The following is a 12,323-nucleotide window of genomic DNA, read 5'->3' on the forward strand; positions in this document are numbered from 1 at the left end:
TCAGGAAGTAAAAAGGTTTATTTTACCATAATACCCATCAAATTATGGAGGTGTGGAAGACAAACAACAATCAGATTGGGATTTTTGATGCTCAGTACAGGGCGCCTACAATTGGGATTATGCTGGTTCTGGCAACCGTAGCTTTTGAAGGACTGGCTATCACAACGATTGCCGCGAAAATGGCACAAAGTTTAGAGGGTATTCATTTATACGGTTGGATTTTTAGCGCATTTTTGTTATCTCAGCTTATTGGAACTTTGGTTATGGGTCAGCAGATTGACAAGCGCGGCGTTTTTACATCCATGCTGATATCTTTTAGTGTTTTTGTGTTAGGAACTGTGGTCTCCGCTATTTCTTTCGATATGCACATGCTTATTGCCGGAAGAGCCCTTCAAGGTTTTGGAGCGGGGGCCCTGATCACATGTGTTTATACCTGTGTGACGTTACATTATCCAGATACACTTCGTACTCAAATCCTGGCCGCATTCTCTATGGCATTTGTCCTACCAACCTTAATCGGACCTTATGCAGCAGGCCTTATAGCTTCCTACATCTCGTGGCGATATGTTTTCTGGATCGTTCTACCCTTGATTGGAATAGCGTTGAGTCTCACATTCCGTTCTTTCCGTAATTTGCAGCTTCAGCAAGATCTGTCAGGTCCAGCGCGAGCAACTGACTCAAAGATTATGTATGCGATTCTGCTTGCGGTTGGAACGGGGCTGTTACTCACAGGACTTGGTATGATAACCGATTGGAAAGGCATAGTACTCACTTTGGCTGGATTAGTCGTCATGATCCAACCAATGCGTAAATTGCTGCCTGTGGGCACTTTTTCGGTAAAAAAAGGATTGCCTGCTACTTTGGTATCGAGGGGTCTATATGTTGCTTGTTATTTTACAACGGAAAGTTTTGTGATCTTGGCACTAACCGAAGTGAAGGGGTTATCAGCTGACCTTGCTGGCCTCATTGTAGCAGCAGGTTCTCTGAGCTGGTCCGCCGCAGCGTGGTTACAAGCCAAGCTTGATGCACGAGATCAAGGTCGGGCCCGAAAGGGTAGGGTCATGACGGGCATTGGGATTATGATCGTTGGAACTGCGCTTGTGATCCTGGCTCTTATTTTGACGGACGGTGGGATTATACTCATCCTTCTCTCACAAATGATTACAGGGTTCGGTGTTGGATTGGCCAACCCTACAACAGCAGCCATTGCTTTACAACATGCCTTGCCCAGGAAAGAGGGAGAAATGTCCGCGAATCTGCAATTTGTGGATTCCTTCTACATGGGCGTAAGCATTGGAGTTGGTGGCGCTCTGATTGCCTTGTCCGAAACGTTACAGTGGGGCATATCGACAGGTGTTTTGATCGTGTTAACACTGCAATTATTATGGGTCTTGTTAAGTTTCTTGGCATCACTACGAATTACCAAACTCGTTCATCAAGAACATCATCCAATCAACCAAGTGAAGGATAACATCTCCATGTAACGGATGACGACCGCGTCGTTAAATACATCACGAAGAACGGGGGGACTAATTGCATTGGGAGGTGGGTAAGATGGCACGTGTATTAGTAGTCATTACTCCAGCTGAAGGACATGTGAATCCATCGTTAGGATTAGTTACTCAGTTGATAGACAATGGTGAGGAAGTCATCTATGTGTGCACGGAGGAGTATCGTTCCCGAATTGAACAAACCGGTGCCCAGATCATTACCTATCCGTTTCCACAAGATGCCTTCTCTCATGATCCGGTGTTGAAACCCCAGGAATACAAGCATTCTTATCAGTTCATTTATATGATGGTAAGCGGTATTATCCGGAGGATCATCCCCAATGTGCTACAGGTGATCGAGGATCAAAAGTTTGATTATATGATCTTTGATTCCCTGATGGGATGGGGAGGGACTATTCTTGCAGAAAAACTGGGAATTCCTGCGGTGTGCTCGATTGCGTCCTTTGCTTTTGTGGAGCCTCTGGGATCTAGCTCAGTTCTGAATGAGACGGAGACGAAGGAGCTTTATGAGGCTACGATGAAGATCACAACGGAGTTAGCTGAAGAGCTTCAAGTGAGTATTCCAGCTATGGAAGAGATTCCGGCACATACAGGTCAGTTAAAGCTCGTGTACACCAGCCGTTATTTTCAGCCGCAGGCAGAAAAGCTGGATGATCGTTTTATTTTCACGGGTCCTTCGATCATAACACGCCAAGATGCTCCGACCTTCTCGTTTGAGTTGCTTCGTGAACGGTACCCGCAAACCGTGTACATTGCTATGGGTACGATTTTAAATAAAAATTTGGATTTCTATCAGCTTTGTTTTGAAGCATTAGGGGATCTACCCGTGAATGTTGTTTTATCTTCAGGAAAATACACGGATATGGAGCCGCTGGCTGATCAAATACCACCTAATTTTATCGTCAAGCCATACATTGCCCAGTTGGACATGCTGCAGCATACCGATGTTTTTATTACACACGCTGGAATGAACAGCACAAGTGAGGCGTTATATTATAACGTTCCAATGGTGATGATTCCATTAACATCGGATCAGCCTCTTGTCGCCAATCGGGTACAGGAGCTCGGCGCGGGTATTACTTTAAATAAACATAACCTCAGTGCAACTAATTTGAGAGAGGCATTAACAGAAGTGCTACACAATTCACTTTATAGACGGCAGGCTTACCTCATTGGTGAATCTCTAAGGCAGGCTGGCGGTTACAAGCGAGCTGCCGAAATGATCATGAGTCATATGGGTTCAGGCCGGGGGAGTTACACAATTTAAATAGTTTTCCATTCAAAGTCGCTTAATAAGCGGCTTTTTTTTGGTTTTAATAGTCTTAAGACTTGACCTACAGTTAACTCTATGTCTTATACTCGATTAGGCTTGCAAATTATATAAGGAATTGGAGATTTTATTTATTATGGCGAAGAGCACGAATTGGAATGTTTTTGGACTGGCAATACTACTAGGTTTATTTTCTACATTAGGTCCATTTACGATTGATATGTATTTACCGGCTTTTCCGGAGATTGCACAAAATATGAATACAACGGCATCACTTGTACAATTTAGCCTTACTGCCTGTTTATTAGGACTTGGTGTAGGACAACTCGTTATGGGTCCTTTGAGTGACGCGTACGGTAGACGTAGACCATTGTTGATCTGTATGGCAGCCTACATTATTTGTTCCTTGGCATGTGCTTTTGCTCCGAATATCGGACTATTGATTTTGTTTCGTTTCACGCAAGGATTTGCGGCTTCAGCTGGAATTGTCATTTCCCGTGCGATAGCTAGAGATCTATACAGTGGACATGAACTCACTAAATTTTTCTCTTTGCTGTTGCTTGTAGGGAATTTGGGGCCTTTGGCAGCACCCATCGCGGGAAGTGGGGTTCTTTCATTCACAACCTGGATTGGCGTGTTTATCTGCCTTTCATTCTTGGGAATTTTCTTATTAATCATGACAAAGTGGAGCTTAAAAGAAACACACCCTATCGAAAGACGTATAGTTCCTGACTTCAAACAGCAATTGGGTAATTACAGAATGCTTCTGCGTGACCGTAAGTTTGTAGGCTACATGCTGGCACAGGGAATTATGACAGCAGGGGTCTTTGCTTATGTGGCGGGAACACCATTTATTTACCAAAATATATATGGCGTCACACCCACTGTATTTGCTATATTATTTGCTTCGAACGGCATCAGCTTGATCATCGGATCTCAAATCGTGGGTCGACTAGCTAAACGTATCCCTGAGCAGACGCTGCTATTATCGGGACTATGGCTTGCTATAATAGCAAGTGTGGCTGCTTTGGTCGTCACCCTGGCTCATGGTCCACTTTTCGCATTGGTGATTCCATTGTTCTTCTTTGTATGCTCGATCGGCATTACGTCTACAGCGGCATTCCCACTTGCCATGGAGAGTCAAGCTAAGATGGCCGGAAGTGCAGCAGCACTGCTCGGCGTTGTTCCTTTTCTTCTGGGTGCACTGGTTGCTCCTCTGGTCGGCATCGCGGGTGAGGACACTGCCGTCCCGTTAGGACTCACTTTGTTAATGACCAGTATCATTGCCATTGTTACTTATTTCCTACTCGTTAAAAACGTCCCGCAGCATACACCTAATCATGCCCAGTCTAATGCTGACTTTTAGTATTGAAGGAACAGCTCGCCAAACATTGGCGTAAGACATGAATGAATATGAATATGATTCCATCACAAGTCGCTGCAATAGCGGCTTTTTTTGGTTTTCCGTGCTGAACCCTCAGCCTGAATTCAGGTAAGGTATTGTTAGATAATGGAGAGACTAGGTAGGAGGGGGCTGCTCACTGCTTCATTTGGTATAAGCTTAATCTCTCTTGTACAGCATTCAGGACTTCTTCCGGAATCTCCTTCACCTTGATATCTTCTCCTAGAAAAAGCAACCAATTGGTGATTTCGGTTAACTCTTCTGAGTTATGAACATTCATAAATGCCTTTAGGAGAGCCGTAGTCTGGTATGGATTTGTATAGGCAATTGAAAACTTTAAAGGATGGTATTTTTTGAATTGCGCAATTGCCTTTGGACCAAGTTCCAGAACAAGGTTGATAACTTCTTCCTGTGTATTTCGTTTGAGTTGTTCTACAATCTTTTTTGTACTCAGTCTTTTTTTCGCCGGGTATGCTTCGACATGGATGAGGTTGTCAACGGATACGATTCGTCTTTTTTCTTCCTCCAAGTCAAAACCTTCAATGATCCAATGGCCTTTTTGATGATGAAGGTGCAAGAGAACAATGGGATAGGACTTGGTTTTCTTCTCTTCTTGGACAGTGACTAACAAATAACGTTCTATAAGAAGAATTTGGATGAGTTTTTCCAAGGTAGGGTGAGGCAGGTCTGATAGATCAAGCAAGTCTGGATTATGGGGATTGGTTCCTTCAAAAAGCAATATTTGATTCAAATGTACAAGGTCATCTTGCTGATGTTCTGAGATAAGGCCCAATAACTTTTCAGCCAAAGATTGACGACTCTTCAGATAAGGAAGCTGTTGATTTCTTGTCGCCATAAAAGCAATGAATAACGCTTTGATTTCATTATCGGTAAACCGTACCGTGGGCAGGAGGGAGTTGTTCATGACAAAATAACCCCCGTCCCGCCCAACTTCAGCGACAAGTGGCATTCCCATGGCTTCAATTTCTCTGATATCTCGAATGGCTGTCGAACGAGAAATATTAAATTCTCGCATGATTTCAGAGATGGTAAAGTGTGCACGGTTATTGATATACCGCGTGATGGTATTAATGCGTTCAACTTTTTTCATTGGGCCCCCTAAACAGTATCATATTCTGACATGATTTAAGGTTATTATAAACCTATCAAGTGAAAACACAAATCAATTGAAAATTTAAAGAGGACGGTGTAAACCATGAGTAATTATCATTTCGAAGAAAAAGAGAGCTTTATCGTGTTAGGTATTGGAACGGATCTTAAGAGCGACTATACAGACTATGTTGGCATCAGCAAGGAGAAGGCGGATTTTTGGTCCACGGTGAAAGAGGATGGAAGCCTGGACAAACTAAAGTCTCTGGCAACAAACGACTACATTTTTGCCGTAAACGAAGCAGTAAATAACCAGATGATGCATTATGCTGGTGTCATGACAGCAGAAACTTTGCCAGAAGCAACGAGAGTAATCCAATTTCCTAAGGGAGAATACCTGGTTGTGAAGGGCGAAGCTGCAACGGCTGATGCGCTCAATAATATGCTTACTGGCATTGCCTTTGGTCAAGCCCTCCCCGTAGAAAAAGATTATGCCTATGTTGGCGGTCCAAATACAACAGTTGAAATGGGAGAGAAAAACGGTTTGGTATATGGTGAAATGTGGATTCCTGTTGTAAGGAACTAACGAGCAGGGGAGATTGGATAGTCGGTCGTATATCGTTTAAAGTCACGAACATAGTACTATTAAAAGCCGCTAATGTAGCGGTTTTTTTGTTGTTCATTAGGAGCATAATCATACATGAAAACAGCAGATCACTAATAAAATAAATGAAAGGAAGAATTATGGAAGGGAGCAGTCTGAGTGAATACTCGTCTCGCTGAAACAACTATTTGTGGGGAGTTCCATATAAATTCAGCAAACATAACAGAGGTTTTAACGCTGTGGTCAGCATCTTCAGCCTTAAAAGTACATGGTACAGTAAGTATTTATAATCATAAACAAAGTAATTCATCTGTCTTTTTGAACATAATACATAATGAAGGAACGTGTTCGCTTCCTGTTCTACCGGGTAACACCTGTGCTTTTAGCTGTGCCGGAATGCATCATATTGAAGTGGAGATTGAAAAGAGCTTAAACAATATTGCAAGCGGCACATTTGGAATAGATATATACTATCAAGTTCTAAATGAAGAAGAGGATGAGGAATAAATGGAAACAAAGTTGGAATAGCCCGAACCACTACTATCTCCCCACATATATTTATAGAAAGAGCATTTTTAAGGAGGTTCACAAATGGCTCAAATTGGTAATTGTAATAATACGGTTTCTCCAGCGGTGGTGAACGATGCCGTATGTACTACGATAAATTTGTCAGATACGGGAGGGACACCAACAATTATATACGAAAATTCCTCAACGTTTCTGATAAACGGAACTATTCTAATTGAGAATAACGGAGTGGGGGTTTCACCCACCGCTGCTTTGCTTATTGACGGTGTTCAAATTCCTGGTTTTGTCGTAGCCCCAGGTAGCAGTAGATCTTATACTGCACCAACAATTAATTCTATAAGTCTCATTGGAGCCGGTGCGGGAACAACAAGTATCAAAATTGCGTTCTCTTTGAATTACAGATTCTAAGTATAGGATATTCAATGTGAAAGAATCCCTTCTTTTATAGGAAGTGGATTCTTTTTTGGTTCGATGTCTAGTGATTATCATTTAATAGATTTAGTATTCCTCAAGTATGTTATCATATTCTTTGTGATGGCGGCTTCATTCGAGAACAGCTAAGTAATAAGCACTTTTTATTATTTACATAAAGTCAATGGAAGGCAGGAGATATAGCAGTATGGTCACGCTGATACTTTCGCTCGTTATGATTATAAACATATTACTCTCAGCGGTATTTTTGTTTTTTGAAAGGAGAGACATTGGTTATACTTGGGCCTGGCTCATGATATTTTACTTCATTCCTATTTTAGGTTTTATCGTTTATCTCTTTCTGGGACGTAACCTCAAAAAGAAAAATTTCTACGGACTTTCAGCTGAAGAGAGAAATTCCCTAAAGTTAATTGTCGAGAACCAGTTAGTGACATTGAAGGAGCAACGTAAGGAAAACAACCCCCTGCTCATGAAATATGCTGACCTGATTCAATTGAATCTCACATCATCCAATGCAATCCTAACCAATGACAATGAGATATTCATCTTCGATGATGGACAAGAGAAATTTGATTCATTATTTGCTGATATCAAGGAAGCCAAGAAAGAGATTAACATCCAATATTACATTATTCAACCGGATTCCTTAGGGAAGAAATTACGAGATGAATTAACTATAAAAGCTAAAGAAGGCGTAAAAGTGCGAGTTCTCTATGACGAAATTGGTTCAAAGAAACTTTCATTGAAGTTTTTCAGAGAACTGATCTCTGCCGGTGGAGAAGTAGAGGTCTTTTTCCCGTCACTGATTAGGCCATTAAATTTCCGTATGAATAATCGAAATCATCGAAAACTTTGTATTATTGATGGGGAGATTGCTTATATTGGCGGATTTAATCTTGGAAATGAGTATCTAGGCATGGATAAAAAGTTTGGATACTGGCGTGATACACATTTTAAAATGCACGGAGATGCCGTTAATCATATTCAAGGCAGGTTTATTTTGGATTGGAAACACGCCAGCAAATCCGATCAAGTAAGTTACGAACAATACTCCTTCAACACAGCAAGGCTTGATGGTTCAAGTCCAGTTCAGATTGTGTCTAGTGGTCCTAACTCACAGGTGGAACACCTGAAGAATATGTACATCAAGCTTATAGTAAATGCCAAAAAGAGTGTGTATTTTCAAACGCCTTACTTTATTCCTGACAGCACTTTTATGGATGCATGTAAAATCGCACTGCTATCCGGGGTGGATCTGCGCATTATGATTCCCAATAAGCCCGATCACCCGTTTGTATATTGGGCGACTTGGGCGTATGCTGGTGAATTATTGGACTATGGCGCCAAGATTCTGTTATATGATAATGGATTCTTACACGCAAAGACCATTGTAGTAGACGAAGAAGTCGCTTCAGTAGGGACGATGAATATTGATTCCCGGAGCTTTAGGTTGAATTTTGAGGTGAATGCAATTGTATATGACGAGCGAGTTGCGAAACAACTTCAAAAATTGTTTCATCAAGATAGCCAGTTAAGTACAGAACTTACTTCTGAACGTTATAGAAACAGGTCCCTTATTATCAAATTTAAAGAAGGAATATCACGTCTTCTTTCACCTATTTTATAGGTCAGCTTCACTGCCGATGTTATACTCAACCAGGCACGATAAAGCTTTTCACTGAAGTTCTTCTTAACGACTAGAGGTATTAGCAAATCCTTCTTTTTAAGTCAACAGTCAAAAGCTCTCTTCCAAATGGAAGAGAGCTTTCCCAATTGCACGACAGCATGTTATTAATTTAAAACGCCGCTGCCGACTATTGTAACCTTTACTTCCGGGTGAAAACGAACTTGGGCATATTCTTTATTCCAGTTTAGGCTTTTCCATAAGTCCGGGTAATGGGCAATTAAATGTCTGCCAATACCGAAGGAATCACAACCACTTTGCTGAAGTGTCTTGATAATTTGTTCTGCGTCCTGAGTCATGTCATCGGATAACTGGCTGTTCAGACGTTCAATCGTGTCCTTTTCCTGAAGATGATTCATTGCATACTCAACGATCGTTACTGGAAGTTCGATACGGAGGTTCACATCAATTTGGCTATCACTTGCCACCTTTACCGCAAGTTTACGCTTAATTTGTGCGATATTTGCTTCATAAGTGACATAGTTCCGCGGGTTGTTGGACGGCCCTGCGTGGACCTTTTTGACAAAACGCGCTGTTTTATTCCATTTCCCACTCATAATAATGTATAGAGGAGCCTGTTCGGTAGTAAGACTCCCATTGAATCTTTGCCCATGAAACAGGGCGATTCCCCGAGCATCAATCTCCTCTCCGTCCTTATATAGATAAGGCAGTGTAAAATCCTGTCCCGGATCCAGCATGGGAGGGAGAAGGGTCTCTAACGTCATTTCCGGAAAAATACATAATTCCTCCAGACTCTTAATTTTTTTGGTAATAAAATCACCAATCAATATGCTGCCAACTTTTTTTTGGTGTAACAGATCTCCGGCATCGCCATCCACAATAGCAATTTTCACATGTGATGTTGGGTAGTCGGGTTCCCGATATAAGACGTCCAGGTAGGGGTAGATATCATTTTGTGCGAGTTTGTTGCCGTATAAGATCATCCCATATTTGAAAAACCGGATATCACCAGTCACTTTAGCACGAATTCTATCCGTACTTTGACGGACGGATCTCCCGGTGCCTGAGTGGACTTCATTACCGCTGCTCCCTTGTTGACTCTCAGAATCATCGACAATTTCAAGCGTCTGTTTAATTTCACCCTCTGAGGTGATGTCAAACGCCGAAGCATTAGCCAGTCTTGCATCTTTTAAACTATCCTGATCCCAACATCCCGTCATCACCATGAGCAGGGTCAGCAGGATGAGGATTTTCCCCCGTTTACTCATATCATCTTCTCTTTTCGTTTCATTATATAAGATAGAACCAACAGGAGCAGAGGCAGGATCATGAGAAAAAAGTATGCCGATCTGTTGGCTATCGTACTAATTAACTCAAGTTTTTCCTTCTGTTGTGGCAGATACGCAATTATGCAAGAAGCAAGAACGACATAAGGCACCGCTTTTTTATGGTGTTTTTGTTTGAAGAGATAACTTATACCATAGGATGCCGTATAGTAATAGCCACATATGGCCCCGAAAATTGAAATTAACCAGATAGGGAGGAACAGGAAATCGGCCCGATCCATTGTCCCGAGTGGGATAGAGCGGAGCAGATAAATAACCGGTTCAGGCATTAAGTCAAGTTGCTGGGGGCTGAACGCCGTTGAACAAATGAACACGGTGAATGCATACAACACCACGACTACAGCACTTGCTAAAGCAACAGACTTGAGTTTGCCACCGCTGCTACCTTCAACCATAGGAAACACAACGAGAAAAAACTCGAATCCAAACATAGCCATTAATGTTTCGGTTGATCCACTAATGATATTGGGCCATCCTGCTTCGGTTAAAGGCAAAAGATATAACAGATTAACTTCCTTGAGTCCATAACTGATCAATACCATCATGGGCAAGACCAAAAAGGAGATGAGTACAAGTACTCGCGCAATGATTCGTAATTTTTGCCGAACCAAATAGATACTGCTGAACAAGAAGAGGGCTAATATAGCCCATCGAGGCGTATCCTGCAGCATCCAGCGGTTAATCACACTGTAGGCGTTCACCAGAACAGAAGTACCCATTAACAGGAAATATCCAACGTAGGCAATGATCAGCAACTTGCCAATCCATTTCCCCGTAATCAGCGTTACAATGTCATAAATGGATGAACTCGGGAATCTTCGCATCAAAAGCCAGCACAACAATATGACAAGTTGAATCAGGAACCCTCCAAGGAATACAGAGATCCACCCACCGCCTTTAGAGAGAAGGTGTATACGGTAAGGGAGGGACAAGATATCTACACCAATTTCAAATTTCAAAATGAGCAAGAATAATTGTCCCCGAGTAATTGTTGTTTCCTTATTCACGTTTTTTCCAACTCCTAGAGAACTTCTGCTGATTCAGCCGCTGCGGGCGGGCATCATGAGGACGCCCGCGAAGCGCCCAGATGGGAAATCGAATCCATACATCCTTCATGTCGGCTAATCTGAAAGGGGCCACTGGAGCAAAATAAGGCGATCCGAAGTTTTCCATCTTGCAGAGGTGAATGGTTAGAATCACCAGACCAAATGCGATGCCGATATATCCAAAAAGCGCCGCTCCAATCATCATTGGAAAGCGGAGAATACGGACTGCCGAACTCATCTCATGCGAAGGCACCAAAAACGACGAGATAGCGGTTAGTGAAACCACTATAATCATTGTATAGGATACAAGCCCCGCACGAACGATAGCATCTCCGATAACCAAACCGCCAACGATGCCGATGGTCTGGCCCACTCGGCTGGGAAGTCGGACCCCGGCTTCTCTTAATACTTCAAAGATCAGTTCAAGTAACATTGCCTCTACAAGTGCAGGAAAGGGGATGTTCTGCAATGATTTCTTGATTGTGTGTGCCAGTTCGATCGGTAAAATAGCGGAGTGAAAAGAGATGGTAGCAATATAAACAGCAGGTAATGTAAAAGCAATGACAAAACTCATCATGCGAATTAACCGTAAAAAAGAACTGACAATCCAGCGACCATGATAATCATCCGGACTTTGATAAAAAGCAAAAAACGTAACTGGAGCGATAAGAGCTGAAGGACTTCCTTCCGCAAGTATGGCGACACGTCCTTCCATCAAGTTGGCAATAACCCGGTCAGGTCTTTCTGTATTGAGCTGCTGGGGAAACAGAGAGAAGGGGTTATCCTCCATAAACTCTTCAATAAAACCTGGAGCGAGCACCATATCTGAAGATATGGACGTGATTCGCTCTTTTACTTCGTTCACTAACTCCGGATTGGCCAAGTCCTGAAGATATACAACTGCAATTTTGGTATGTGTCTTCTCGCCGACGTTAAAATATCGAACGATTAAGGATGGACTAATAATTTGTCTACGGATCAGATTCAAATTAACCGAAAGCTGCTCTACGAATCCATTGTGCGGCCCTCGAATAACGCCTTCATTCTCCGGTTCGGTTGTGCTTCGGACATACATTTTCTCGGTAGAAAGAATGTGAAACTCCGGGTGCCCATCGATTATGTAAAGACATTTCCCTTGGATAAGTGAATCTATTCCACGTTGCAGATCCGTATCTTTTCGACTTTCTAAAGTGGTGAACGATGGGTAGATTTGCGAATGAGCTTGGCCATTCAGTGCTGTTAAGACATGTGTTTGAATGATCTCCTGATCTACAAGTGAATCGATATAGAGAAGCACACTCTGTACACCATTAAGTAGAAGCTGTTGTTGTTTCAAATCGTCAGTACAGTAGAGGGACTGTTCAACATAAGAAATATTCATTTTTAATTCAGAAAAAGCCTGATTGGTTGGGGTCATTGATCCACCTCT

Annotated in this window: 11 protein-coding genes; 7 read left to right on the top strand and 4 right to left on the bottom strand. The window is 42.3% G+C overall.

All coding sequences use genetic code 11. From position 1 onward, the window contains the following. The first annotated feature begins 44 nt into the window (after positions 1–44). From MHI55_RS16350 to MHI55_RS16360, 3 genes are all read left to right on the top strand, one after another. Entirely contained in the window at positions 45–1,484 is a 1,440-nt protein-coding gene (locus MHI55_RS16350; RefSeq protein ID WP_036671331.1) for an MFS transporter, read from the top strand. A gap of 70 nt (positions 1,485–1,554) precedes the next feature. Beyond that, positions 1,555–2,778: a macrolide family glycosyltransferase gene (locus MHI55_RS16355; RefSeq protein ID WP_036671332.1), complete on the top strand. Its 1,224-nt coding sequence runs from the start codon at positions 1,555–1,557 to the stop codon at positions 2,776–2,778. A gap of 139 nt (positions 2,779–2,917) precedes the next feature. Further along, a complete protein-coding gene (locus MHI55_RS16360) occupies positions 2,918–4,147 on the top strand; it encodes a multidrug effflux MFS transporter (protein ID WP_076253136.1) in 1,230 nt (409 codons plus the stop codon). A gap of 172 nt (positions 4,148–4,319) precedes the next feature. Here MHI55_RS16360 and MHI55_RS16365 read toward each other — a convergent pair whose 3' ends face one another. Beyond that, complete coding sequence (locus tag MHI55_RS16365; protein ID WP_076253137.1) at positions 4,320–5,294, bottom strand: HTH domain-containing protein; 975 nt, start codon at positions 5,292–5,294, stop codon at positions 4,320–4,322. Between the two features lie 105 nt (positions 5,295–5,399). Here MHI55_RS16365 and MHI55_RS16370 point away from each other — a divergent pair, with 105 nt between their 5' ends. The 4 genes from MHI55_RS16370 (at position 5,400) to cls (ending at position 8,484) form a co-directional block, all read left to right on the top strand. Continuing rightward, positions 5,400–5,879, top strand: coding sequence for a GyrI-like domain-containing protein (locus MHI55_RS16370; protein WP_076253138.1), 480 nt, complete (start codon positions 5,400–5,402; stop codon positions 5,877–5,879). Between the two features lie 177 nt (positions 5,880–6,056). Further along, entirely contained in the window at positions 6,057–6,404 is a 348-nt protein-coding gene (locus MHI55_RS16375) for an S-Ena type endospore appendage (protein ID WP_076253139.1), read from the top strand. 84 nt (positions 6,405–6,488) lie between these two features. Further along, a complete protein-coding gene (locus MHI55_RS16380; protein ID WP_076253140.1) occupies positions 6,489–6,833 on the top strand; it encodes an S-Ena type endospore appendage in 345 nt (114 codons plus the stop codon). Positions 6,834–7,044: 211 nt separating this feature from the next. Then, positions 7,045–8,484, top strand: coding sequence for a cardiolipin synthase (cls, locus tag MHI55_RS16385; protein ID WP_340386353.1), 1,440 nt, complete (start codon positions 7,045–7,047; stop codon positions 8,482–8,484). Between the two features lie 164 nt (positions 8,485–8,648). Here cls and MHI55_RS16390 read toward each other — a convergent pair whose 3' ends face one another. From MHI55_RS16390 to MHI55_RS16400, 3 genes are read right to left on the bottom strand one after another with little or no spacing between them, the layout of a single operon-like run. After that, on the bottom strand, positions 8,649–9,770 hold the full coding sequence (locus MHI55_RS16390) for a Ger(x)C family spore germination protein (RefSeq protein WP_340386355.1): 1,122 nt from the start codon (positions 9,768–9,770) through the stop codon (positions 8,649–8,651). Then, complete coding sequence (locus tag MHI55_RS16395; RefSeq protein ID WP_036615569.1) at positions 9,767–10,855, bottom strand: endospore germination permease; 1,089 nt, start codon at positions 10,853–10,855, stop codon at positions 9,767–9,769. The genes MHI55_RS16390 and MHI55_RS16395 overlap by 4 nt, the downstream gene beginning before the upstream one ends. After that, positions 10,848–12,311, bottom strand: a complete 1,464-nt coding sequence (locus MHI55_RS16400) for a spore germination protein (protein ID WP_340386357.1) — start codon at positions 12,309–12,311, stop codon at positions 10,848–10,850. The genes MHI55_RS16395 and MHI55_RS16400 overlap by 8 nt, the downstream gene beginning before the upstream one ends. Positions 12,312–12,323 lie beyond the last annotated feature (12 nt).

Origin of the sequence: Paenibacillus sp. FSL E2-0151 (assembly GCF_037993015.1) — a bacterium.
Lineage (GTDB): Bacteria > Bacillota > Bacilli > Paenibacillales > Paenibacillaceae > Paenibacillus > Paenibacillus amylolyticus.